We start from the raw sequence: 23,359 nt of genomic DNA, 5'->3' as shown, positions 1-23,359 counted from the left end.
AGAGCTCCTTATTTCTTATGTAAAATCGGTGCAAATGCTTTCGTACCGATATTGACGATATCTCCCGCACGCAAATTTTGCGCCTCGCCCTCGTCCAATACGACTTCAACGATTTGTTGACCGATTGCAACGATCGCGACATAAATCACGTCGACTTTCACGATGTCTAAAAGCTCGCCCTCAAACGAAAATTTTTGACTGCCTTGCGTACGCAGCAACACGCTTTTAGCATCGCCGTCTTGAACGATTTTTCCTTGTGAGAGAACGACGACGCGAGAGCTAAGCTTATACATCTCGCTTGGATCGTGACTGACCATGATCGTCGTCGTTTCAAACGCTTTGTGTAAACTGAGTATTTCATGCTGAAGCTTGGTTCGCATCGAAGGATCGAGTGCCGAGAGCGGTTCGTCCATCAATAAAAGCTTCGGTCGGTTCATCATCGCGCGACACAAACTCACGCGCTGTTTTTGTCCGCCAGAAAGCGTTGCCGGTTTTCGATGCGCCAGTTCGCTTAGCTCCGTCATTTCAAGAAGTTGCTCTGCTAAAGCTTTGTCTTTTTTAACGAAAAGCAGGTTTTCCAAAACACTCATATTCGGGAAAAGCGCATAGTCTTGAAAAACAAAACCGATCCCGCGTTTTTGCGGCGCACGGTAAACGTTTTGATCGAGCCAAACCTCCCCGTCGACGCAAATACGACCTTTGGCTTTTTCCAATCCCGCGATAATACGAAGCAATGTCGTTTTACCGCTACCGCTTTGACCCGACAAAGCGACAAAGCTTTGCCGATCAATACGAAGGTCGATGCAAAGATCCATCTTTCCTAAAGAGCCTAAAAGCTCTTTTTCGATGCTGATTTCGATCATGATAGACCACCGAAATGGCTGTTCTGTTTACGGTTAAAGATATAGACCAATAACAAAACGCAAAAACTAATGAACACCATAATACCGCTATAGATATGCGCACCTTGGTAATCCATAATCTCCACCATCTCGTAAATGGCAACCGATGCGACTTTGGTTTCACTCGGAATACTCCCGCCCACCATTAACACAACGCCGAATTCGCCGACCGTATGAGCAAACGTAATGACGACGGCGGTAAGCATAGAAGGTTTAATATTGGGCAGCGCGACGCGAAAGAGTGTAGAGAGCTTGCTTTTACCGGCGATATAAGAAGCTTCGAGCATATTTTTCGGTAGAGCTTCAAAGCCGCTTTGTAAAGGTTGTACCATAAAAGGGAGAGAATAAAAACAACTTGCTACAACCAAACCCGTAAAATTAAAAACTAATTTTATACCGAACACGTCTCTAAAAAATTGACCGATAGGAGAGTGAAACGAAAGAGTGAACAGAATATAAAAACCTAAAACAGAAGGAGGCAAAACAATAGGCAGAGCGGTTATTGCTTCAAAAATAGGCTTATAACGTGACCGAGTCTGCGATAATTTCCATGCTAAAAACAATGAAATAATCAAGAGGATAACCGTTGTGATGCTCGCAAGCTTGAATGAAATGAAAAATGGGGTCAATTCCAATGCCGTTATTTTTTCAAACATCGAGAACCTCCGTGATAAAGACTTCGCTCGCCTTCATCAATAAGACGACTTCATCGCCCACCTGTAAACGCATGCGTTTGCACGATGCCATCGTCATGAGGCTTTGCATCACAGATGAACCGACATGTAGCTCGACGTTACACAAAAGCGTTCCTTCTTCGATACGATGAACCGTTGCGTAAATTTGATTGGAGTAGCTCAATTCTCCCGAAAGATTTTTGGCGATAGCAACGTGGGAAGGTTTGACGCCTAAGATAACGTTCGAACCTACATGTACATTTTTTGGTAGCTCCAATCCCATCATTTTGAGGGAGTAATTTTCCCCCTCAAAATGCACGATATGAAGATTTTGCGCTTCTTCGATTTGACTGATACGTGCCGGTAGCTTATTCATTCACCAAATATCCGTAGCTTTTGAAGATTTTTTTGGCGGGAGCACTCAAAATAAAATCGTAAAACGCTTTGGCTTCCGCGTTATGCTCGGCTTGTTTCAAGACGACGATACCTTGTGCAATCGGCGTATAAAGTTTGGCATCGACCATCACCCACTCTTTGCCCTCTTTATAATTTTTCATTTTATCGCTGTAAAATGCCGATGCATTGACAAATCCTACGTCAGCCGCGGTAATCGAAAATTGTAATGCTTGAGAAATGCTATCGCCGTAAACCAATTTGGGTTCGGTTTTTTCAAACACCTTGGCATTTTTAAATGCTTCAATGCTCGCCGTTCCGTACGGTGCGGTCGTGGGATTGGCAATAGCGACTTTTTCGACTTTCGGATCGTTTAAAACCGCCATTCCTCGGCTCAGATCCAACCCTTTCGTACTCACCATCGCTAAAGCACCGCTGGCGTAAACGACCGGCTTGGTGATCGCAAATTGTTCCGCATAAAGATTTTCGGGGAATTTCATATCTGCACTTAAGAAAAGATCGAACGGTGCACCGCTTTTAATTTGCGTCGTAAATTTTCCGCTTGCCCCTAAAATCGTATTGACCTTAGTGTTAGGGTTGGTTTTGGCAAACTCCGTTTTTAAAACCTCAATCGCATCGCTCAGATTCGCCGCAACGGCAACGCTGATTTCTCCCGCAAGAAGGGAGACGGAAAGAAGAACGCTTGAAAGAAAAAACTTTAACATGTAGACTCCTTAGAATAATTTTATTTTCCGATTAAGATACTGCTGGATTTAATGATGGCACATACCCGTGAGCCGACGCAAAGAGCAAGGCTTTTTACCGACTCGGTCGTGATGGTAGCGACGATCACGTCGTTTTGCCCGATGTCGACGCTCACTTGGGCATTGACTTCGCCGAGTTTGACGTCGGTGACCATACCTAAAAGTTTATTGCGCGCACTGGTCGCAAGTTCGATTTGATTTGAAATCAATACCGAAGAGGCTTTGATAATACCGACAACCTCGTCGCCGATATTTAATCCCATCTCTTCCACCGCGCTATGCGTAATGGTCGAAACTAAAATCACGCCGCTTTTAAGAACGATGCTAACTTCCGCATTCACTTTTGCCAGCTTAATGTCGCCGACTTTTCCCATTAACTGATTTCGTGCACTGATTTGCATGGCTATCCTTTGTATGTGTTTAAGAAAACCTTTTTCAAAATTACCCACATCAGAAAGCCGATTTAAAAACCTCTCATACTCTTTTTTTAAAACGGCGTAGTTGGCAACGACCTCTTGCCCAAAAGAAGTCAGCGTCGTTCCGCCGCCGCCGCTTCCTCCCGTTACGCGTACGACCAAAGGATGATCCGAGAGGTTGTTCATCGTGTCGACGGCTTCCCAAGCCGCTTTGTAACTAAGACCGACGCTTTTAGCGGCACTGCTGATCGATCCTGTCGTTGCGATCGCCTCTAAAAGCCGAATCCGCTTTTCAAGGAGTGCCGGTTTATCAAAGCTTAAAAGTCCCGTACCGAAGTTTTCCATAACGTCCTCTATCCTTATGTAGTTGTAGTATATAACGATGGATCGAATTAACCTTAAAACGGTTAAATATCGAGGCATTATAACGTTATTACCTTAAAAGATATAACGATTTTATGATGAATTTTTGCCCACTCCAATGCTTTGACGATCGTAAAGACGCGTCGATGTTTTTCTAAAACGACGCAATTTGAGCAAATCGGCTATTTTAGCCGTTTCAAAAAGAAAGACTTAAGGTTTTTTGATTAAAATGAAAAAAATTTTTTTGAAAAGAGTCCCATGATCCGACCGTTATTGACGCTTTTTTGCGGAACAACCCTTTTAGTTACCGGTTTGAATGCAGCCTATTTAGACAAAGAGACAGCCGATCGTATTAAAAAAAATACCGATGCGATTATTGCAAAAGATTTGAACAATAAACAACTTATTTTTGCCAAAGACGAACAAAAAATCAACCAACCCGCAAGCTTGACGAAAATCATGACGGCGATGTTGGCGATCGAAAGCGGACGTATGAACGACGTCGTGACGATTACGCGCGAGATGATTCAAGTCGAACCTACCAAAGCCAACTTACGCGTCGGCGAAAAATTTTATTTACGAGACCTTGTCAAGGCGGCCATGGTTATGTCCGCTAACGATGCGGCAATGTCGATCGGCGTCTATTTAGGCGACGGCGACGTGGACAATTTTGTCAAACAAATGAACCAAAAAGCTAAAAAAATCGGTATGAAAAATACCAATTTTACCAATCCGTGCGGTTTTGACATCGGCAACCACTACTCGACCGCACAAGATTTATTGGCACTCAGCGAATACGCAATCAAAAACAGCCAGTTCAACGATATGGCAAAACTCAAACGCCATGATTTTAGGGCACTCAATACCAAACGCAGTTATGCGGCGTACACGCACAATAAATTGCTCAATAACTACAAATACGCAGTCGGAATCAAAACGGGATACACGCAAAAAGCAGGACCGTGTCTCATTGCACGTGCCAAAAAAGATAACAAAGATATTCTGGTCGTCATGCTCAATTCCGAACACCGTTGGAACGATATTAAAACCATTTTTGAAGACGTACTACCCGATATTACCGAGGACAAACCCGTTGCAAAAAAAGCGGTCGTAACGCCGAAGAAGGCGACAAAGAAGGCGTCTTCGGCAAAAAAAAAGGCTCAAAAGCTCGCCTAAGCGAGCTTTTTAACGCCAAATAAATCGAGCTTAACGGCTCAAATCTTTTGCTCTTTCGTACGCGGCATCCATCGCTTTGATAAAACTGTCGCGCACTTTGCCCTCTTCCAATTTCATATATCCGGCAACCGTCGTACCCGCCGGCGACATGACTTTATCTTTCAACAGTGCGGGGTGTTCACTTTTTAAAACTTCGCCGATTCCCTCAAATAATGCGGCGATCATCGGAAACGTCAATTCCCGTTTAAGTCCCAAATTGACCGCGCCGTCGCTTAACGCTTCGGCAACCAAGGCAATCCAAGCCGGCGCACAGCCTCCAAGCCCCATCGCTACGTCAAGCTCTTTTTCGCTTCCAAGCCAAAAACAACTGCCGATCGTTTCCAAGACTTCCAAAGCGATCGGCTTTAACGCTTCGTCGCCGCATAAAGAGGTGACGGATTTACGCACCGATGCCGCCATATTCGGCATAGCGCGTACGTAATGTTGAGCTTGAATTCCTTCTTTAAGTTGCGCTAAGCTTACACCCGCCATAATCGAGATAACGCCTTGTGCAACGCCTTGCGTTCGTAAAGCGGGAAACGACTGGGGTTTGATCGCTAAAATAACGACATAGTTCTCTAGCGAAGGCGTTTCGTTCACAATCGTTACGTTCGGAAACATCTCTTTTAAAACGTGCGCGCGTTTTTCGTTTTGTTCTACGACCGTAATATCTTTGACATGTAAGCTTTGAAGCATCGCTCCGCCCATATTTCCGGCACCGATTAACAGTAGTTTCATTCCTTATCCTCGTTTTTGAAAAAATTATAACGCAAATTTCGTTAAGTCCGCTTTTGAGTCTGCCGTAACCCTTGTGAAACCAAAAAGCGTTATACTATGTTTACTCTATGCAAGGATCGTACGATGGCGCAAACGCTTCCGCTTGTTTCGATTTACCTTCCCAAGCCTTACCGCAAAGACGAAATTGAAATGCGTTTGGCCTGTTCGATGAAAAAAGGCATCGAACAGGCGTTTTACACCGAATATAAAGAGACCTATCTTGTGTACACGCGCTTTAACGTCATCACGTTTATCAATTGGAACAAAGATTCGATCGTTAAAGCTTTAGAAAAGCTCGGCGTTGAAAATGCACCCGCGTTTGAGCGGCACTATCTTTATCAAGATTACCCTATCGAAATCGATGCGTCGCTCTCCAGCGCGTGCAACGTTTATAACGAACGCATCGTCTTAAAAGAACCCTTAACGCTTTATCTCGTGATCATTGCCTTGATCGTTTCGCAAAGCGTCGGACTCGAAAAATACGAACAAGATTTGAGCCTTCATTTTGAAGAGAGTCAACGTTTATTGGATTTGACGCAACACTACTCACTTTTTCGCCGTTCCAAAATCATTGTTTTTGCACGCACCTTAAGTGCCATCCAACACGCAATGGTGAGCGACTTGTTTTTACTCGACAAACCCAACATTTTATGGGACAACGCGGAAGCCGAAAAACTTTACAACCGCCTTTCGTCGATTTTGGAACTGAAAGATCGCTTTGAAATCGTCGAACACAAACTTTCGCATCTCAAAGACGATATTTCCATGGCACTCGATCTGATTAACCATAGGCATAGCGAAGTTTTAGAGTGGATTATTATCGTACTGATCGGTTTTGAAATCGTTATGGGCCTGATCGAATTCTTCAAAGCCTGATAGACGACTTTTGTTCTTCGCAAACAAGCAAGTCGCCTAATGCTTCGCTACAACCTTATTCACGATTTTTCGAACAATCGGGACAACCGTTAAAACGGCAGGAAAAGCTACAACATACGCTCTCCAAAACGCCTGAAACCATTTCATCCCAAAACCGTCGATCAAACCGACGTTAATCAACGTGATCACAAACGACATCAAAAGGGTCATAAAAAAAGACATCAAAAAAGCAAAGGTAATAAACTCATACTTTTTGGGGATCAAACGTACCTCCTACGATTTGAATTTCGTGTTTCGGGTAAGAAACGGCAATGCCTTCGTGTCGCAACGCTTGATAAATCGCCAAATTAACGTCGTATTGCGTTTTAAAATAACGCTTCGTCGGAACCCAATAGCGAAGCCCGATTTCAATCGCACCTTGCGCCAACTGCGCGATGCCGACCAAGGGTGGATGCGTTTGTGAAACGTCGGGACAAGCATTGAGCGTCGTTTGGATCAATGCAATCGCTTTAAGCGGATCGCTTTCGTATGTCAGAAACAATCGACTCTCAACAACTCGTTCCTCAAACGAATTAACCAAAATATCGCCGATCATCTTTTTATTAGGAACGCTGATGAGCTCTTCGTCTTCGTTACGAAGCATCGTATACGAGAGCTTAATCTCCTCCACCACGCCGTAAACGCCTGCAACCAAGAGCGTATCGCCGACTTTAAACGGGCGCGAAACGATCAGCAAAACACCCGCGGCATAATTAGAAACGCTTCCTTGCAACGCCAATCCGGCCGTGAGCGAAGCTGCGCCGATTGCCGCAACGAAAGGTGCGATCGAGATACCGACTTTACCTAAGGCAACCACGATCATCGCCGTTAAAACCAATACTTTGGCGACGTTCGCTAAAAAGCGCGCCAAGGTCATATCCAAGCGATATTTCGCAAACAAACGCATCAAAAGCGCGTAAACGTATTTTGCGCCGAACCATCCGATCACGACGACGATCAGCGCACCGATAAGCTGGAAACTGTACTGCGTCAAAAATTCGATCACGACGCCGTAGACTTTTTGAAGGCTTTTAAGTTCGTGTTCCACTTCGTTCTCCTTCAGTTTATTATCTTTTGACACGCGTTTGAAGCAAAGCTCCAAAAGCTACGCTAACGCTGAGTTCTCCAAGACGGAGTGCCCACGCACCTTCGGTGCTTTTTTATCTTTAACACGCCTTTAGAGCTAAGCTCTAAAAGCTACGCTAACGCTGGGTTCTCCAAGACGGAGTGCCCACGCACCTTCGGTGCTTTTTTATCTTTAACACGCCTTTAGAGCTAAGCTCTAAAAGCTACGTTAACACTGGGTTCTCTTCGGCAGAGTGCCCACGCACCTTCGGTGCTTTTTTATCTTTAACACGCCTTTAGAGCTAAGCTCTAAAAGCTACGTTAACACTGGGTTCTCTTCGGCAGAGTGCCCACGCACCTTCGGTGCTTTTTATCCGACATCTTTCTGACATCTTTTCCGTCATCTTTCAAATTTTAGGGTGAAGAGGTTTATTTCACTACCCAAAGCATAGCATACTCTCTCTTAACGTTTTTTTCGAAATGAAATGAACATATGTAAAAGGATAAAAAATATCTGAATATTTCTTTCTAGAGTCAAATCGTCTAGTTTTTATTAATTAAAATAAATTATTATTCTAATCAAATAAATCTATAAAAAGGAAAAAATATGACCAAAACCGTTTACATGGATAAATACCCGATCTTTAGTTTGAGTATCGAAAAGAGCGAGTGTCAATACGATACGATCGAGGCTATTTTGGAGGCGTTAAAAGCGAAAGTCGAAGCCCATCCGATTGCAAAATTTATTGCCGTTTTTAATAATTACGAGCATACCAAAAGCCTTGAGGGAGAAATCGCTCCGGAAATTCTTGATGCTAGAAATCTTGTTTTTTGCTTTGGACAAGCGATTCCAAACTCTAAAATTCTAGCGGTTCGCCCGCGTTCCATCGGCATTTGCGAAACGAAAGAGCGTTTTATTCTCGATTTTCTTGAAGCTCCCAAAGAACAAATGCACGCAACGATGGAGGCTTGGGTCAAATCGCTGATCAACGTTGCCTGAGAGCTTTAGGAGAAATCCATGCACCTTTTATTTGCTTTGTTTGACTTCTATAAAGAGGGTTTTGCGCATTTAACCCTCGGCAAAACGCTTTGGAAAATTCTCTTCGTCAAATTGTTGATTATGGCGGTCGTGTTTAAACTCTTGTTCTTTCACACGACCTTGCACACGCGCTTTTCTAACGACGAGGAGCGGAGTGATTTTGTTTTAGAAAATCTTACGAAGGAGAGAAAATGAACGAGCTTACTTCGGTAGATTGGAGTCGTGCGCAGTTTGCGCTGACGGCAATTTACCATTTTTTATTTGTTCCTTTAACCTTGGGATTGAGTTTTATCATCGCGATTATGGAGACGATTTACGTTACCACAAAAGAGAGTGCGTGGAAAAAGATCACGCAATTTTGGATGGGTCTTTTTGCTATCAACTTTGCCATCGGCGTCGCGACGGGATTGATTATGGAATTTGAGTTCGGTACGAACTGGGCAAATTATGCATGGTTCGTCGGCGATATTTTCGGCGCGCCTTTAGCGATCGAGGGCATTTTGGCGTTTTTCATGGAGTCAACCTTTTTTGCCGTGATGTTTTTCGGCTGGAATAAAGTCAGTCCCAAATTTCACCTTCTTTCGACCTGGCTCGTCGCCGTAGGCTCCAATCTTTCGGCCTTTTGGATATTAGTCGCCAACGGCTGGATGCAGTATCCTATCGGTATGCATTTTAATCCCGCCGCCGCGCGTAACGAGATGGCAAACTTTTTTGACGTCATTTTTTCTCCCGTCGCTATCGCCAAATTTTTACATACCGTTGCTAGCGGTTACGTCATCGGCGCGCTTTTCGTTATCGGAATTTCGGCATGGTTTTTACTCAAAAACCGCGACGTGCTTTTTGCCAAACGCTCTTTGGTCGTAGGCGCGTCTTTTGGACTTTTAACCTCTCTTTTTTTAACGATTAGCGGAGATGAGAGTGCGTACCAAGTCGCACAACACCAACCGGTCAAACTGGCGGCAATGGAAGGATTGTATCAAGGAGAGTCGCGTGCGGGGATTATCGCGTTTGGTATTTTAAATCCCGACAAACGTCTCGGCGACGACGCACACGAATTTTTAGGCGATATCGAACTGCCTTACATGTTATCGTTACTCGGACATCGAAACGTCGATGCTTTCGTTGCCGGATTGGAAGATTTGGTCTACGGCAATGCGGCGCACGGATTGCCTTCGGCTCAAGAACGCATCGATAGCGGAAAGATCGCGCTTAAAGCTTTAAGCGATTTTAGAACCGCCAAAGCACAAAACGATACGGACGCGATGAAGACGCACGAAGCGATTTTACAAGCGCATATGAAAGATTTCGGTTACGGGTATTTTGAGAAACCCGAACAAATCGTACCGCCGATCGCCCTTTCGTTTTACAGTTTTCACATCATGGTTTCTCTTGGCATGTGGTTTATCGTCCTTTTTGCATTAACGCTTTTCTTGACGCTCAAACGCGACGTTCAAACCAAAAAACCGCTTCTTTACGCCGCTCTTTGGAGCATCCCTTTAGGCTATATTGCCGCCGAGGCGGGTTGGATCGTCGCCGAAGTCGGCAGGCAACCGTGGGCGATTCAAGATCTGATGCCCACGCACATTGCCGCGACGCATTTAGGAAGCGGAAATATCGCGCTTTCGTTTAGCTTATTTGCACTTTTGTTTACGGCGTTGCTGATTGCCGAAATTAAAATTATGCTGAAGCAAATCGCTCTCGGTCCCAACGGAGGTCACTGATGTTTGAAACGCTCTCGTATATCCACCTCCAACAATTATGGTGGATGATTCTTAGTCTCTTAGGCGGCATTTTTGCCTTTTTACTCTTTATTCAAGGCGGTCAAACCTTGTTGTTTAGCCTTCCGCAAAACGAAACCGAAAAGAGCATGCTCGTCAACTCTTTAGGACGTAAATGGGAGCTGGGCTTTACGACGCTCGTTCTTTTCGGCGGTGCGATTTTTGCAGCATTTCCGCTGTTTTACGCCACGAGTTTCGGAGGCGCCTACTGGGTTTGGCTTGCGATTTTGTTTTGTTTCATCGTCCAAGCCGTCAGTTACGAATACCGCAAAAAGCCCCATAATTTTTTAGGGCAAAAAACCTACGAGGCATTTTTATACCTCAACGGTTCGCTCGGCGTGATACTCATAGGCGTTGCGTTAAGCACGCTTTTTAGCGGGGCAGCATTTCGTCTCGACGAAAATTTCTTCGTCCGATGGGAAGGCTCGTTTCGGGGTCTTGAAGCCCTGTTCGTACCGCAAAATTATCTTTTGGCGTTTACCCTTTTCTTTTTAGCAAGATTGTGTGCCGGACTTTACTTTTTGAGCAATATCGCATCTCAAACCTTACATGTAAGAATCCAATCGATGCTTTTACGCAATACGCTTTTCTTTTTGCCTTTCTTTCTCGGGTTTTTAGCGTGGATTTTTCTCAAAGACGGCTACGGCTACGACGATAACGGCGTCGTATATATCATCGCTTTCAAATATTGCGACAATCTTCTTGCAATGCCGCTTGTCGCTTTGATGCTCGTACTCGGCATTAGCTTCGTACTCGTTGCACTCTATCTTGGAATCGTCAAAGCGCATCGGCAAGCGATTAAGCTTATGGGAACGGGTATCGTTCTTGCCGTTACGTCCGTTTTCTTACTCGCGGGATTGAACCAAACGGCATTTTATCCCTCGCTCTCGTCGCTTCAAAGCTCACTGACGATCCAAAACGCCAGCGGCAGTTTTTATACGCTCGTTGCGATGAGTTACGTCGCACTTTTGATCCCTTTCGTCTTATCTTACATCGCTTACGCATGGTACGCAATGGATCGAAAACGTATCGATGAAGCCGAAATGACCGATTCGGCATCGCATCATTATTAAGGAGAAAGTATGGACTATACTGCATCGATTCTATGGCTTATCGCATGGCCGATCGTCATTTTTGCCGCTTACCGTTTTGTTCGTTTTAATTTGAAGCACCTCAAATAGCCAATAAAGAAGCATCGCTTAGATGCTTCTTTCAACTTTTTTGAGATTATTTTTTAAACCATATCTTACATCAAGCATTCACGTGCTACTATCCGACCTATGAATCCTTATTTTTTAATACGATGCTCATGAGCATCCTCCATTCTCTTATTTTTTTCGGTGCGCCTCGGTCGGAAATCGACTCAAATGATTTAAACGATCGCATCAATCTTGAACGCGCCAAAATCTATTTCAGCCATACCAAGATCAGCCTTTTATCGCTTTTTCTCGGCCTTATTATCGGCGTCGTTTTACTCGACTTTTTTAAGGTTTCATGGACCTTAATTACGCTCTGGTCGCTGGCACTTAGCACACTCGGCATCGTGCTGTTTCGCTATGAACAACACGTACACGCTCTGACGTTAACCCCTCAAAACGTCGGAATATTAATTGCGAAACGTTTGGGCATTAGCTTTGGTATCGCATTGGTTTGGGGTCTGTTTATTCCCTTAATGCCCGAATCTTCCAAATTGGCGTACACGCTTTCGTATATCGCGATGTCGACTTTCGTGCATATCGGGTTTTTAAGTTTTAGCCTGATTCCCATGCAGTTTTGCATCAATTTTTTAGGCGTGCTTTTGCCCTTTGAAGCCACGTTAGTCAGCGAATATTTCAAAACCGACGACCCGTTTTTTGCGATCTTGGCGGCCATTTTTATGCTGTGCGAAGGGGTTTTATTTCTCAAAGCACTCGTTAACGCTAAAACCGCCGTACGCGTTATCGTCTTAAACGAAAAACTCAAAGACGAAATTCTTGCATCCGCCGAAGCCAAAAAACGCATCGAATACCTCGCATACCACGACCACCTCACCGGCGTATGGAATCGACGCTACATCGAAAACTTCATCGATGCTTTACGAAAAGAGCGTCGCACGTTCGGTATTATTTTGCTCGATATGAATTATTTTAAAGAGATCAACGATACGTACGGACACGCGTTCGGCGACGAACTCTTGATCGGTTTTGTTCAAACGATGCAACCTACGTTACCGAAATCTGCGTGCTTGGGACGTTTGGGAGGCGACGAGTTTATCGTCGTTCTGAGAGAGTGCCATAGCTATACGGTGCTTGAAGAGACGATGCTCACGCTTAAAGCCCTTTTGAAAAAAGTCTACACGATCAACGCCGTCGAAATCACAAGCAGCACCAGCGTCGGAGCGGCATTATACCCGATCGACGCCAATGACGTCGAAGCCCTCATCCGCCTTGCCGACGAGCGCATGTACGCCGATAAACACAAGGATCACCGTGTTTTTAACCCTTAAGCGAGGCATTATTACGCTGAACGCTCAACCGCGAAAATCGGCAAGATCAAAAGGAAAACCGTACCCTTCAGGCTTGAATGCATAGGGATTTTCGGAAGTTTGCTTTTGAAGTTGTTCGAACATATCAGAGATCGTTTGAGTATTGTTACGCGTAGCGTCGAGTAAAGACTCCGTGCTTATTTTTAAGGAATCTTGGCGCATCTGTGCACGTAATGTTTCTTCATCCTCGCGAGAAATCGTTTTATAAAGCCCGAAATCGTAATTTTGTAGCTTGGTATCATCGTTCAAATCCGCATACTTTTCTAACAAATCTTGATGAAATTTGTTCATATCGCGCAAAACGTTTTTGCGATAATTTTGTCCGAATTTATCAAGCAATCCTTCTTCCAACGTCACTTTCCCGTCAAGGTTCGTATCCATCATAAGCGTATGTTCCAACTCTTTTTCAATACTGTTTTCAAACGCGACGTATTGGGCAGAAGCGGCACTACTTTTTCCGTTTTGTTGCTCGCTTGCCTCGGTATCTACAAAAAGACTATGAGCGTCAGGTGTCAAATCTAAAGCACGATAATGAGCTCCCGATCCAAGTGAGATCTTCACCAATTTTTTGCCGATATAATCGTAGTTCGTCTGGCGTTCAAATCCAATCGTCAACGTTTTAGCTTCATCCTTTTCGATCAACCCGTTTCCGTCGGTATCGGACGCAGCATAATTACGATCTATCGCGATATTGTGCAACCATCCTGCGACAAATGCTTCCGCTTCTCCATTGAGGCGTAAAACGCCCTCACTGCGCTCGAAAAAGTTGTTCTCTCCGTCAAATTTTTCTTTCAATCTTTCGACATTGGCTTTTGAAAGTTCAAGCGTCATATACGCATTTTTGTTTTCGGGATCGCGGATCACTACGGTACGGTTAGGTTCGTTTTTCTTACTGTCGGAATAGCTCACGTACGTCAGTTTTGATGTATCGACGACCAGTTGTTCATTTTTGAGCTCGGCAAGAGAAAGTTTGTGGGAAGAAAATGCTACCGAAGCGTAAATTTCGCCTTCGGTTGATATTTCGGTCGGTAGTTTTTTGAGTGCTTCCAATTCTCGCATACTGAGCTTTACTCTAGGAGTTTTGTATGTTTCCGTTTGTGAGAGAGAAGAGGAAATCGTGAGACTCACAAATACTCCTTTAGAAAATCTTTTTTTTAATATCGACCGATCGAAAAAGTTAATGAGCCTCAATTGTAGCGGCATACGTCTTTTTAGCGATTAATACCATTGGGCGTTTTTCATGCTCTCATAATTTTTGCACCCCGCTTCGTCACCTAAACTGCATGCTTGTTGAAACAGTTGGTACGCTTTTTTTTCATTGACGTTGATGCCTTTTCCGCTTAAATACATCATCCCAAGATTAGTACATGTCGATGCGTCGTTTGCGTCGCACGCTTTTTGATAATACAAAACCGCATACGCGTCGTTGCCGTCTTGTTCGTACAAGGTACCCAAATGCGCGCAACTTTTCGCATCGGCGGCTTCGCAGGCTTTGTCGTAATAGTCCACGGCTTTTTGCATATTTTCGTCGGTACCGACACCGTTTTCGTACAATTTCGCCGCGCTCGCGCATGCGCTCATGTCGCCCATTTCGCAGGCTTTCGCGTACAGATCGAGTGCTTTAGCGGGATGAATTCCGGCATGGCCGTTTTCGTACATGTAAGCAAGGTGCGTACACCCTTCGGCAAGTTCAAGCTGGCATGCTTTGGTGTAAAGCTCTCTTGCTTTGGGGAAATTTTGATGGACGCCGTCGCCCACATGGTACATCGCGCCTAACGCCAAGCAAGCTTTCGCGTCGTTTTGGTCGCACAGGTTTTGAAAATAACTCTCTCGGTTGAAGTCTAAAGCAAACAGTGCGGAAGCTAAAAAGCACATCGCTATCCATGATTTCATCCTCTTCTCCTTGCCTTCATTTGGATTATTATATTACAATACTTTTATGAATAATCCTACCCAAACCCTCACCGTGCATTATGCAAAAGCACCTTTTTTCCAAATACGCCAAACGCTTCAAAGCGACCGAGCCTACGAATCCCACGCTCACTCAAGCCTCTCGATCGGCTACATGTTAGAAGGGAAAACCCGCTTTAGGCTTCCGCAAGGAGCGTTTTTACTGCAAAAAGGAGCCCTTGCACTGATCGAACCGCATACGCAACATGCGTGCAATCCGCTAGAGCACACCCGACGTAGCTACGTGATGGTCTATTTCGACGCCACATTTTGCCTCAAAATCCAATCCGAACTTTTCGGCCCAACCCAAACCCTGCTTCCGCTTCGCACACCCTTAGTGTTTCATCAACGCTTATGCGAAACGTTTGAACATCTGATAGCTTCGCTCCTAAAGAGCTATTCGGCACTTCATGTGCGTGCGCTCGAAGGATGGCTTAAAGAGTTTTTATGGATTTACAGCGAACCTGATTCGCCGCAAAAGACACCCTCTTCCATGCGTGAAATTGCCCATTTTTTAGAAAGTCGCATTGACGAACCTTTAAGCCTTGCAAGCCTTGCGCAACGTTTCGGATACAACCCTTTTGTTCTATTGCGTCGTTTCAAAGCCTCTTACGCTTGTACGCCCAAACACTACGGACTCGATCAACGTATCGAACACGCCAAAGAGTTGTTGCAAAAAGGCGTTTCGATCGCGATGTGCGCGCAATACTGCGGCTTTAGCGATCAAAGCCATTTTCACCGCTTTTTCAAACGCCGTACCGCACTGACGCCCAAAGAGTATCAGGTCAATTTCGTACAATAATATTTGACGGGTTTTTTTTATACTTACATGTAAAAAAGGAACCTTATGTTCGAACCGCAATTTTTCACCCTGACCTCTCTTTACTTTTTAGCGCTTCTCAGTCCGGGGCAAGACTTTTTTCTCATCGTCAAACACGCTTTAGCGCACGGGTATCGCAAAGCGTGGTGGAGTTGCTTGGGGATTGCCTCCGGCAATGCGTTTTACATCGCACTTGCCTATATCGGGCACGAATTTTTAAGCACGTACCCGACACTGCTTCGCTTCGTCGAAACGGGCGGTGCGATTTTTTTAGGCTATCTTGGATGTCTCTTACTGTTCGCGCCCGCACCCGCACTCGATCGTAAAACGCGCCCCAACGTCACAATAGCTTTCAAACTTTTTGTCCAAGGAGTGTTGTCGGCACTGCTCAATCCCAAAAATATTCTCTTTTATTTCTCGTTGCTTTTTACGATTATCAAACCCGAAACGTCTTTACATGTCAAGATTTTTTACGCGGTATGGATGACGGCAATGTTATTGGCGTGGGACATGAGCGTTGCGGTGTTGTTTGCTCATGCCAAGCAGTCTCGCTTCTTTGCGTACCTGCATACTTTGCAAAAAATCATCGGAGCGGTGCTAATCGCTTTTAGCGTTTGGCACCTTTACCGAGATTTCGTTGCTTTCACGATAGGATAAATATTTTTGTAGATTTGCAAACCGCTATTGATAGCGCAACGCCTCGATCGGCTCTAAATTGGCGGCTTTTCGTGCGGGATAAAATCCGAAAAAGACGCCCACGCACGTTGCCACCAAAAAGGAGATGACGATCGAGCTTTGCGTAATCACGACGCTGATAGGGAAAAAGGCACCCACCCCGTACGCTCCGCCGATTCCGACGCACACGCCGATCAAACACCCGATAATAGAGATCATCAAGGCTTCAAGCAAAAATTGAAGCAAAATATTGCGTTGTTTGGCACCGATTGCGATACGAATACCGATCTCGCGCGTTCGCTCCGTCACGGAAACCAGCATAATGTTCATAATGCCGATACCGCCGACCAACAACGAAATCGAAGCGATCGCCGCCAACATCAACGACATCGCTTTGGTCGTCTCCGCCGCGGTATTGGCGAGTGCGGTCAAGTTGCGAATCGTAAAATCGTCCTCGGCGTTAGGTCGCAATTTATGATTTTCGCGCAACAAGACTTGCATCTCCTCTTCGGCTTTATCCATCACACTCTCCGAAACCGCTTCTACCATAATAAAACGCACGACGCCTTTAAACTGACTTCCGAATAACTTGGTTTGCGCCGTCGTAATCGGAACCATGACCGTATCGTCTTGGTCGCGCCCGTCCAAACTCTGCCCTTTGGAGGCAAGCACGCCCAAAACGATATACGGACTGTTTTTGATACGAATCGTTTTTCCGACGGGACTTTCGTCACCGAACAGATTGGTCGCAACGGTTTTACCGAGTACCGCGACACGCGTCGCACTTCTAACGTCCGAGTCGGAGAAAACGCTTCCCTCTTCGCTCGGCCAGTCTCGTACCTCGAAAAACGCCGGCGTCGTTCCGGAGACTTGCGTATTCCAGTTGGAAGACTGATACACCAGCTGCGCCGTACCCGGAACGACCGGAGCGGCGGCTTTAATGCTAGAGAGCTCTTCGATCGCGCTTGCGTCGTTCATCTTCAAGGTTTGAACCCCGCCGCTTCCGATACGAACGCCTCCGGATGTCATCGAACCCGCTAAAACGATAAACAAGTTGCTTCCCATCGACGCGATCGACTCTTTGACTTTTGCCTGCGTTCCGGCTCCAATGGAAGACATCAAAATAACCGCCCCTACGCCGATGACCATACCGAGCATCGTCAAAAACGTCCGTAAACGGTTAGCACTCATCGCACTCCATGCCTCTTGCAACATCATAAAAATCATACGAGACTCGCTTGAAAATGTTCGGTCAATCCGTCGTGTTGAATGCGTCCGTCGACAAAATTGACCAAACGCTTGGAATACGCGGCAATGTCCGGTTCGTGTGTAACCAAAACGATCGTAATTTTTTCTTGATCGTTGAGTTTGCAAAATAGATCCATAATCTCTTGACTGGTTTTCGTATCCAGATTTCCCGTCGGCTCATCCGCTAAAATCAATTTCGGACGATTGATCAGTGCACGTGCAATGGCGACGCGTTGCTGTTGACCGCCTGAAATCTGATTGGGAAGATAGGTCGCGTACGCTTCGAGCCCTACGCTTTTGAGCACTTCAAGCGCGCGTACTTTGCGCTCTTTAGCACCAATACCGGCATACACTAAAGGCAAAGCGACGTTATCGATCAAATTTTTACGTGCTAAGAGGTTAAAGCCTTGAAACACAAAACCGATGACATGATTGCGAAGCGACGCAAGTGCATCTTTATCCAAGGTCGTCGTATCCGTTTCGTTAAGAAAATAGTTTCCAGACGTTGCCTTATCCAAGCATCCCAAAATATTCATAAACGTCGATTTTCCCGAACCGGAAGGTCCCATAATCGCCACAAATTCGCCGCTTTGAATCGTAATATCGACACCTTTTAGCACGCAAACTTCGCCCGCATCGGTATGATAATTTTTCGTTAACGCTTCGATACGAATGACTTCAGCCATTAAAACGGCCTTCCCATCGGCGGTGTTGCGACCTTTTTCGCCGAAGCGTCTTTGACCTCTTCCACGATAATTTGATCGCCTGCGTGAAGCTCATCGCTAATAATCTCGCTCAAACGATTGTCCGTAATACCGACTTTAACCTCGATAGGCTTCGGTAAACCGTTTTCTAACATGTACACCGTCGAAGTCTTTTTCTCTTTTTTATCTTTATGTTGCGTTAAAGCCGTTCCTTTAGCATCCGTGCCGATCGGTTTGGGTTTAAGGCTCGTCGGCTTATAGCGTAACGCCGCATTGGGAACCAAAAGAGCATTTTGACGTTGCGCCAATACGACGTTGACGTATGCCGTCATACCGGGTGCTAAAATTTCTTCGGGATTTTCAACGGTCACGACGACATCGTAGGTAACGACGTTAGAGGTTGTCGTCGCATTGAGGCGTACTTGCTTGACCGTACCTTGAAAAATGCGATCGGGAAAAGCATCGACCGAAAAATTGACGCTTTGACCTTCTTTAATCCGTCCGATGTCCGCTTCGGCAAAGCTGGAGTCGATTTGCATTTGCCTTAAATCTTGGGCAATTTTAAAAAGCGTCGGAGCTTGTAAGCTTGCCGCGACGGTCTGTCCGACATCGATTTGACGGTCGATAACAACACCCGAAACCGGCGATTTGATCACGGTATAAGCCAAATTCGTCGCATCTTTTTGGCGTTGTGCCGCGGCTAAATCCACGGCGGCACGTGCGGCCTTTTGCGCTTGAATCGAGCCATCGAGTTCTTGTTTGGAGATATATGCCTGCGCAAACAATTCACGCATGCGTTTCAAGTTGGCATCGGCAAGTTCCAAGGAAGCTTGTGCACTTTTTAAATTCGCATCGCTTTGCGCCAATTGCGCCTCAAACAGTGCCGGATCCAATTCGGCAAGGACTTGTCCCTCTTTAACGCGATCGTTGAAATCGGCATATAAACGAATGATTTTCCCCGAGACTTGCGATCCTACCGTAACGAGAACCAAAGGGTTAAGCGTGCCGTTGGCAGAGACCGTTTGCGTTAAATCGCCTTGCGTAATCGTTTGAAACTTGTATTTCGCTTCTACGGGAATATCGTGAAAGCGTTGCCACCACATGTAAGCACCGATCGTTACTCCGATGAGAAGGAGAAAAAACGTCCATCGGTTCCAGAGGTATTTTTTCATTCGTTTTCTCCTTTAATCGCTGACAAATTTAAGACGCCGATCGCTTTGGCAAGCGTTGCTTTTTCGATATACCAATTGTACAAAGCCTGAATGTACTCTTGCTTGGCGTTGGCAAGCGCACTTTGAGCACTCAAAAGATCCAAAATAGAGCCCACGCCCGCTTTGTAACGCCCTAACGCGACGTTGTGCGAGGCTTCGGCACTGATGAGCGTATCTTGACTTGCTTGAATCGTTTGCGTCTCGCTTACAAGCGTTTGATACGTTTGATAAACGTTCAAAGCAACGTCTTGGCGTGTTTTTTCGTATTGCGCTTTACTCAAAAGCAATTGCTCTTTCGCGGCTTGGACTTTATATTTGGTAGCGTATCCCGTAAAAATAGGAATCGTAACGTACAAACCGATCGTCGATACGCGTGAATCTTGATCGCTGATTTTTGAATCGGTACGTCCGATCGAAGAGCTGAGTGAAAAATAAGGCTTCCCGTCGGCTTTAGCGGCTTTAACGTCGGCTTCCTTGGCTTTAATCGTTGCCTCGGCGGCTAAAAGATCGGGGTGTTTTATTTGTGCTTCGTCCATCATAGCATGGACGTTTTTCTCAAAATCGTGCGTCGGAGGATTCATAGAGGGTTCAAACAACGCGACGCTCGTATCGGGAGCGAACCCTAAAACCGATGCCAATGTTCCCTGAGCGCTTCGAAGGTTACCTTCGGCTTTAATGCGCGTCAATACCGCTTGCGAATACGCCGTTTTTGCCTGCAACATATCCGCTTGGGTTGCCGTTCCGACGCGAAGTCGAACTTCGGAGGCACTCAAACTCTCTTTGGCATAACGTTCCGCTTCAACGGCCGCGTCCAAAGAAGCTTTAGAGCCAAAAAGCGAATAATAGGCCTGCAACGCTTCTAAAAAAACCGCCTGAACGGTACCGTCGTTTGAGGCGGCGGTGGCATTTAAAAGCTGCCTTGCGCTTTGCTCGTTAGCATCGCGTTTTCCAAAGTCGTACAGTAAATACGAAAGTTCCAACGCCGCTTTATCCACGCGACCCGAAGAGTATTTTTCGGAACTTTCGGTTTGAGCACTCGAACCCGTCGCATCGATCGTCGGTAAAAACGAGGCTTTGGCTTGTCCGACAAGTGCCGCTTGGTACAAAAGCGACTGCCATGCAATTTGCGTTTGCGGATTGCGACACAACGCTAGATTGACGACGTCTTCAAGGGATAACGTCCGCTTGGTATCGACATTTTCACACGAAAGCACGGAAGAAGGCGGAAGTAATTTGTGAGTTTCAAAAGGATCGTTATCGCTTGCATACGCTAAGCTTACGACAAGTATGAATCCCCATCCATATAAACGCATCGGCACATCCCATACACGAATTCAATTTACGTAATTATAGCCATTGAAATGTTAATGCATTGTTTACGAAGCGATTTTACCGCATCTATCAGGCACGGAATCTTTCTTGCATTATCAGGCATTGATCGTATGTACGTTTACAGGTTTAAGGACATCTTAACGAAAGGAACTTTACCATATCGTTATATTATTATTAATATAGATTAAAATAAACCTTCTTTTCTGAGTGTCTCGGGTATTGACTTTTAAATATTCACCCTTGACGTGCGTAAGATCAAAAGAGGCGATCAACCATAATTCGATTGTTATGCGTTATATATAAAAATACATAAATTGGGGGTTCTGTGTAATGAAAAAACAGGTACAAGCAGCATTCGTGCTAAGTCTTGTCGCCGCATGTACACTTCACGGAGAAGATTCGTACACGCTAGGAGAAGTCGTCGCGACGGGAAAAACGGGAAGTGCTACGGCATTTGAAACGCAGAGTAAAGAGAACATCAATTCTCAGGGTTACAATAAAGACGCCATCGAGCTTTACAGCGGACCGATCGGTATGTCCGCACTTAAAGTCGTCGGAATGTCGCCCTCGGTCGATTATCAACCGGCAGAAGTCTTCGGATCGAACGAGACATCGTTCCATGATCCTTTACGTATCCGCGGTAAAAGCCAATCGGGTCCCGGCGGCGTTTACATGTTAGAATCGCTTCCGATCAGCGGAAATCCTGGCGGCGGGAAAACGATGTTCGATCTGGAAAATATCGCATGGATCGATTTGTACAAAGGCTACATGCCCGCCGATAAAAGTCTTGGTTTTTCAAACCTCATCGGAAAAGTCGATATGATCGTCGAGCGACCGAAAAAAGAGATGGAAACGACGGTCTCCCAAACGGTGGGTTCGGATAACGCTTTACGCACCTTCTTACGTTTCGATACGGGTCAAATGGGTGACGTATCGGCTTTTGGATCGGTTTCTAAAACCACGGGCGACAAATGGAAAGGCGAAGGCGATCTGGATCGAACCAATGTTATGTTGGGTATGACCTATACGCCGAACGACAATTTCAAAAGCGAGCTCTTTTTCGTTCATAGCGAAGACGATCACCATAACTACTATAGTCTTTCTTACGCTGAAGCAAAAAATCTTGACATGTACTCTAAAAAAGATTGGAATACCGCATATCCGACAACGAAAAATGCGAACTATTACGATTGGAACCGACAATCTTTCACCGATGATGTCGTAACCGCCAACTTCGAATACCGCTTTGCCAACGACTCTGTTTTAAGCTTCAAACCGTATTATTCAAAAGATAAAGGCGAATATTGGTTTACCAATACTCCGACAAGCCCTACAACCTCACCCGTTACGCAATGGCTGATCGATCACGAACGTTACGGAGCGGTTTTAGCGTACGAAATACCGATTATCGAAGAGATGGCGATGAAAATCGGTTACTGGTACGGGAAACAAGACTTACCAGGACCGCCGACGAGTCGTAGAGTCTACGGCGTAACATCAACGGGAGCACTCAAATACAACGGCTGGGGAATGCTAGCTGAAGAGTCTTCTCACGAATTTAGCTCACCGTTTGTACAACTAAGCGGCGATATTAACGACTTTAGTTACGCTTTCGGGTTGCGTTACCTTGACTTCACCTTGGCAAAAATCAACAGCCATAGTGCCAATGCAACCGGTTCGACGATCAGCTCCGATTACGATACCGCTTTAGGACAAATTCCGCTTGATCCGTGGTCGAGCGTTGCTTCAAAAAATTTTACCGAATGGCTACCGAGTGCGTATTTAGGCTATAAACTCACACCCAATACCGAAATCTATTTTGATTACGGCAGAAGCTACGGATACGACGTAAACCTCTTCCCTTCGTATATCTCCGGACGCGCGACGTATGTCGGGAAACACGTTACGCTTCAACAATTATGGGATAAACAAGAGTTAGAGATCTCGGATAACTTCGACATCGGGCTTAAGTATAAAGTAGGCGACATCGTCTTGGCACCGAATCTTTTTTATACCAAAGTTTCCGGTAAACAAGCCACCGTTTACGACACGCAATACGGCGTCAAATACCCGACCAATAGCATCGATGCTGCCAGCTACGGTGCCGAGTTTGCGATTAGCGGTGCATTGAGCGAACATTTCGACTTCTTGGCAAGTGCGTTTTACAATCGTTACTACTATACCGACGAGTTCCAAACAACGGCAACCGCTACGACGTCTATTAAAAACAATCAAGTTCCCGACGCTCCGATGCACGGACTTAAAGGTTCAATGACGTATAAAATCGGAAGTTGGAAATTTACGCCGATCGTTCGCTACACGGCAAGCAGATACGGAACGGTCGATCATACGGAAGAGATTCCCTCTTTTACGACGGTCGATTTCAACGTCGATTACAAATTACCTAAAATACAAGGGTTTAAAGAGGGTAACGTACAGTTAAATCTGGTCAATCTTTTGGACAGAGAATACATTGCGTCCATTATTACCCCGGACAATGCTCTTTCTGCCGACGGTGTAACCACTTCTTACTTAACAGGTGCGCCTTTCGGTGCTTACGTAAGCGTTACGCTTAAATTCTAAAACGCGTTCAC

At 45.4% G+C, this 23,359-nt stretch carries 23 protein-coding genes and 2 pseudogenes; 10 read left to right on the top strand and 15 right to left on the bottom strand.

Annotated features, from left to right (window positions below; translation table 11 throughout):
- Window positions 1–8: 8 nt before the first annotated feature.
- From UCH003_RS03480 to UCH003_RS03460, 5 genes are read right to left on the bottom strand one after another with little or no spacing between them, the layout of a single operon-like run.
- Entirely contained in the window at window positions 9–863 is an 855-nt protein-coding gene (locus UCH003_RS03480) for an ABC transporter ATP-binding protein (RefSeq protein ID WP_039674136.1), read from the bottom strand.
- Window positions 860–1,558, bottom strand: coding sequence for a molybdate ABC transporter permease subunit (gene modB / locus UCH003_RS03475; protein WP_060825448.1), 699 nt, complete (start codon window positions 1,556–1,558; stop codon window positions 860–862). The genes UCH003_RS03480 and modB overlap by 4 nt, the downstream gene beginning before the upstream one ends.
- Window positions 1,551–1,952 (bottom strand): TOBE domain-containing protein, encoded by a 402-nt coding sequence (locus tag UCH003_RS03470; RefSeq protein WP_060825447.1) that lies wholly within the window; start codon window positions 1,950–1,952, stop codon window positions 1,551–1,553. The genes modB and UCH003_RS03470 overlap by 8 nt, the downstream gene beginning before the upstream one ends.
- Window positions 1,945–2,694 (bottom strand): molybdate ABC transporter substrate-binding protein, encoded by a 750-nt coding sequence (gene modA / locus UCH003_RS03465; RefSeq protein WP_060825446.1) that lies wholly within the window; start codon window positions 2,692–2,694, stop codon window positions 1,945–1,947. The genes UCH003_RS03470 and modA overlap by 8 nt, the downstream gene beginning before the upstream one ends.
- Window positions 2,695–2,714: 20 nt before the next feature.
- Complete coding sequence (locus tag UCH003_RS03460; protein WP_060825445.1) at window positions 2,715–3,494, bottom strand: TOBE domain-containing protein; 780 nt, start codon at window positions 3,492–3,494, stop codon at window positions 2,715–2,717.
- Window positions 3,495–3,770: 276 nt separating this feature from the next.
- Here UCH003_RS03460 and UCH003_RS03455 point away from each other — a divergent pair, with 276 nt between their 5' ends.
- Window positions 3,771–4,688: a D-alanyl-D-alanine carboxypeptidase family protein gene (locus tag UCH003_RS03455; RefSeq protein ID WP_041962419.1), complete on the top strand. Its 918-nt coding sequence runs from the start codon at window positions 3,771–3,773 to the stop codon at window positions 4,686–4,688.
- A gap of 30 nt (window positions 4,689–4,718) precedes the next feature.
- On the opposite strand, the gene proC is transcribed toward UCH003_RS03455, so the two are convergent.
- Window positions 4,719–5,465 carry a pyrroline-5-carboxylate reductase gene (gene proC, locus UCH003_RS03450; protein ID WP_060825444.1) on the bottom strand — a complete coding sequence of 249 codons (747 nt, stop codon included), beginning with the start codon at window positions 5,463–5,465 and terminating at the stop codon, window positions 4,719–4,721.
- Between the two features lie 123 nt (window positions 5,466–5,588).
- On the opposite strand from proC, the gene UCH003_RS03445 reads away from it, so the two are divergent.
- On the top strand, window positions 5,589–6,380 hold the full coding sequence (locus UCH003_RS03445; protein WP_060825443.1) for an RMD1 family protein: 792 nt from the start codon (window positions 5,589–5,591) through the stop codon (window positions 6,378–6,380).
- 36 nt (window positions 6,381–6,416) lie between these two features.
- On the opposite strand, the gene UCH003_RS03440 is transcribed toward UCH003_RS03445, so the two are convergent.
- Both UCH003_RS03440 and UCH003_RS03435 read right to left on the bottom strand, forming a co-directional pair.
- Window positions 6,417–6,644, bottom strand: coding sequence for a DUF2798 domain-containing protein (locus tag UCH003_RS03440; RefSeq protein ID WP_060825442.1), 228 nt, complete (start codon window positions 6,642–6,644; stop codon window positions 6,417–6,419).
- Entirely contained in the window at window positions 6,625–7,467 is an 843-nt protein-coding gene (locus tag UCH003_RS03435) for a mechanosensitive ion channel family protein (RefSeq protein ID WP_060825441.1), read from the bottom strand. Before UCH003_RS03435 ends, UCH003_RS03440 begins: the two co-directional genes overlap by 20 nt.
- 624 nt (window positions 7,468–8,091) lie before the next feature.
- Between UCH003_RS03435 and UCH003_RS03430 the strand changes: the two genes are divergently transcribed.
- From UCH003_RS03430 to UCH003_RS03410, 5 genes are all read left to right on the top strand, one after another.
- A complete protein-coding gene (locus UCH003_RS03430) occupies window positions 8,092–8,484 on the top strand; it encodes a DUF6858 family protein (RefSeq protein ID WP_060825440.1) in 393 nt (130 codons plus the stop codon).
- An 18-nt stretch (window positions 8,485–8,502) separates the two neighbouring features.
- A complete protein-coding gene (locus UCH003_RS03425) occupies window positions 8,503–8,718 on the top strand; it encodes a DUF4492 domain-containing protein (RefSeq protein ID WP_060825439.1) in 216 nt (71 codons plus the stop codon).
- Window positions 8,715–10,244: a cytochrome ubiquinol oxidase subunit I gene (locus UCH003_RS03420; RefSeq protein ID WP_060825438.1), complete on the top strand. Its 1,530-nt coding sequence runs from the start codon at window positions 8,715–8,717 to the stop codon at window positions 10,242–10,244. Before UCH003_RS03425 ends, UCH003_RS03420 begins: the two co-directional genes overlap by 4 nt.
- Window positions 10,244–11,374: a cytochrome d ubiquinol oxidase subunit II gene (locus UCH003_RS03415; RefSeq protein ID WP_060825437.1), complete on the top strand. Its 1,131-nt coding sequence runs from the start codon at window positions 10,244–10,246 to the stop codon at window positions 11,372–11,374. Before UCH003_RS03420 ends, UCH003_RS03415 begins: the two co-directional genes overlap by 1 nt.
- Window positions 11,375–11,610: 236 nt before the next feature.
- Window positions 11,611–12,786 (top strand): GGDEF domain-containing protein, encoded by a 1,176-nt coding sequence (locus tag UCH003_RS03410; protein WP_060825436.1) that lies wholly within the window; start codon window positions 11,611–11,613, stop codon window positions 12,784–12,786.
- Window positions 12,787–12,810: 24 nt separating this feature from the next.
- On the opposite strand, the gene UCH003_RS03405 is transcribed toward UCH003_RS03410, so the two are convergent.
- Both UCH003_RS03405 and UCH003_RS03400 read right to left on the bottom strand, forming a co-directional pair.
- Window positions 12,811–13,953: a hypothetical protein gene (locus UCH003_RS03405; protein ID WP_060825435.1), complete on the bottom strand. Its 1,143-nt coding sequence runs from the start codon at window positions 13,951–13,953 to the stop codon at window positions 12,811–12,813.
- 90 nt (window positions 13,954–14,043) lie between these two features.
- A complete protein-coding gene (locus UCH003_RS03400; RefSeq protein ID WP_060825434.1) occupies window positions 14,044–14,718 on the bottom strand; it encodes a tetratricopeptide repeat protein in 675 nt (224 codons plus the stop codon).
- 46 nt (window positions 14,719–14,764) lie between these two features.
- Here UCH003_RS03400 and UCH003_RS03395 point away from each other — a divergent pair, with 46 nt between their 5' ends.
- Together UCH003_RS03395 and UCH003_RS03390 are read left to right on the top strand one after the other, a co-directional pair.
- A complete protein-coding gene (locus UCH003_RS03395) occupies window positions 14,765–15,577 on the top strand; it encodes a helix-turn-helix transcriptional regulator (RefSeq protein WP_060825433.1) in 813 nt (270 codons plus the stop codon).
- 45 nt (window positions 15,578–15,622) lie between these two features.
- Window positions 15,623–16,252, top strand: coding sequence for a LysE family translocator (locus tag UCH003_RS03390; protein WP_060825432.1), 630 nt, complete (start codon window positions 15,623–15,625; stop codon window positions 16,250–16,252).
- Between the two features lie 24 nt (window positions 16,253–16,276).
- Here UCH003_RS03390 and UCH003_RS14025 read toward each other — a convergent pair.
- From UCH003_RS14025 to UCH003_RS03370, 5 genes and pseudogenes are all read right to left on the bottom strand, one after another.
- Window positions 16,277–16,639, bottom strand: a pseudogene (locus tag UCH003_RS14025) (ABC transporter permease); the annotation flags it as partial.
- Between the two features lie 138 nt (window positions 16,640–16,777).
- Window positions 16,778–17,428: pseudogene (locus UCH003_RS14020) on the bottom strand (ABC transporter permease); the annotation flags it as partial.
- 65 nt (window positions 17,429–17,493) lie between these two features.
- Complete coding sequence (locus UCH003_RS03380) at window positions 17,494–18,204, bottom strand: ABC transporter ATP-binding protein (protein ID WP_039674168.1); 711 nt, start codon at window positions 18,202–18,204, stop codon at window positions 17,494–17,496.
- A complete protein-coding gene (locus tag UCH003_RS03375) occupies window positions 18,204–19,394 on the bottom strand; it encodes an efflux RND transporter periplasmic adaptor subunit (RefSeq protein ID WP_060825430.1) in 1,191 nt (396 codons plus the stop codon). Before UCH003_RS03375 ends, UCH003_RS03380 begins: the two co-directional genes overlap by 1 nt.
- Entirely contained in the window at window positions 19,391–20,746 is a 1,356-nt protein-coding gene (locus UCH003_RS03370; protein WP_060825429.1) for a TolC family protein, read from the bottom strand. Before UCH003_RS03370 ends, UCH003_RS03375 begins: the two co-directional genes overlap by 4 nt.
- 349 nt (window positions 20,747–21,095) lie before the next feature.
- Here UCH003_RS03370 and UCH003_RS03365 point away from each other — a divergent pair, with 349 nt between their 5' ends.
- Window positions 21,096–23,348 (top strand): TonB-dependent receptor, encoded by a 2,253-nt coding sequence (locus UCH003_RS03365; RefSeq protein ID WP_060825428.1) that lies wholly within the window; start codon window positions 21,096–21,098, stop codon window positions 23,346–23,348.
- The last annotated feature ends 11 nt before the right edge of the window (window positions 23,349–23,359 follow it).

This window comes from Sulfurospirillum cavolei (assembly GCF_001548055.1).
GTDB lineage: Bacteria > Campylobacterota > Campylobacteria > Campylobacterales > Sulfurospirillaceae > Sulfurospirillum.
The sequence above is the reverse complement of the archived record's forward strand: the minus strand, read 5'-3'. Positions and strand labels throughout refer to the sequence as shown.

What these genes read in the sequence shown, in the direction of transcription:
- UCH003_RS03425 (WP_060825439.1), top strand. Translation starts at nt 8,503, where the DNA reads ATGCACCTTTTATTTGCTTTGTTTGACTTCTATAAAGAGGGTTTTGCG.
- UCH003_RS03370 (WP_060825429.1), bottom strand. Translation starts at nt 20,746, where the DNA reads ATGCGTTTATATGGATGGGGATTCATACTTGTCGTAAGCTTAGCGTAT.
- UCH003_RS03470 (WP_060825447.1), bottom strand. Translation starts at nt 1,952, where the DNA reads ATGAATAAGCTACCGGCACGTATCAGTCAAATCGAAGAAGCGCAAAAT.
- UCH003_RS03460 (WP_060825445.1), bottom strand. Translation starts at nt 3,494, where the DNA reads ATGGAAAACTTCGGTACGGGACTTTTAAGCTTTGATAAACCGGCACTC.
- UCH003_RS03430 (WP_060825440.1), top strand. Translation starts at nt 8,092, where the DNA reads ATGACCAAAACCGTTTACATGGATAAATACCCGATCTTTAGTTTGAGT.
- UCH003_RS03410 (WP_060825436.1), top strand. Translation starts at nt 11,611, where the DNA reads ATGAGCATCCTCCATTCTCTTATTTTTTTCGGTGCGCCTCGGTCGGAA.
- UCH003_RS03375 (WP_060825430.1), bottom strand. Translation starts at nt 19,394, where the DNA reads ATGAAAAAATACCTCTGGAACCGATGGACGTTTTTTCTCCTTCTCATC.
- UCH003_RS03420 (WP_060825438.1), top strand. Translation starts at nt 8,715, where the DNA reads ATGAACGAGCTTACTTCGGTAGATTGGAGTCGTGCGCAGTTTGCGCTG.
- UCH003_RS03455 (WP_041962419.1), top strand. Translation starts at nt 3,771, where the DNA reads ATGATCCGACCGTTATTGACGCTTTTTTGCGGAACAACCCTTTTAGTT.
- modA (WP_060825446.1), bottom strand. Translation starts at nt 2,694, where the DNA reads ATGTTAAAGTTTTTTCTTTCAAGCGTTCTTCTTTCCGTCTCCCTTCTT.
- UCH003_RS03415 (WP_060825437.1), top strand. Translation starts at nt 10,244, where the DNA reads ATGTTTGAAACGCTCTCGTATATCCACCTCCAACAATTATGGTGGATG.
- UCH003_RS03480 (WP_039674136.1), bottom strand. Translation starts at nt 863, where the DNA reads ATGATCGAAATCAGCATCGAAAAAGAGCTTTTAGGCTCTTTAGGAAAG.
- modB (WP_060825448.1), bottom strand. Translation starts at nt 1,558, where the DNA reads ATGTTTGAAAAAATAACGGCATTGGAATTGACCCCATTTTTCATTTCA.
- UCH003_RS03365 (WP_060825428.1), top strand. Translation starts at nt 21,096, where the DNA reads ATGAAAAAACAGGTACAAGCAGCATTCGTGCTAAGTCTTGTCGCCGCA.
- UCH003_RS03380 (WP_039674168.1), bottom strand. Translation starts at nt 18,204, where the DNA reads ATGGCTGAAGTCATTCGTATCGAAGCGTTAACGAAAAATTATCATACC.
- UCH003_RS03400 (WP_060825434.1), bottom strand. Translation starts at nt 14,718, where the DNA reads ATGAAATCATGGATAGCGATGTGCTTTTTAGCTTCCGCACTGTTTGCT.
- UCH003_RS03395 (WP_060825433.1), top strand. Translation starts at nt 14,765, where the DNA reads ATGAATAATCCTACCCAAACCCTCACCGTGCATTATGCAAAAGCACCT.
- UCH003_RS03445 (WP_060825443.1), top strand. Translation starts at nt 5,589, where the DNA reads ATGGCGCAAACGCTTCCGCTTGTTTCGATTTACCTTCCCAAGCCTTAC.
- proC (WP_060825444.1), bottom strand. Translation starts at nt 5,465, where the DNA reads ATGAAACTACTGTTAATCGGTGCCGGAAATATGGGCGGAGCGATGCTT.
- UCH003_RS03390 (WP_060825432.1), top strand. Translation starts at nt 15,623, where the DNA reads ATGTTCGAACCGCAATTTTTCACCCTGACCTCTCTTTACTTTTTAGCG.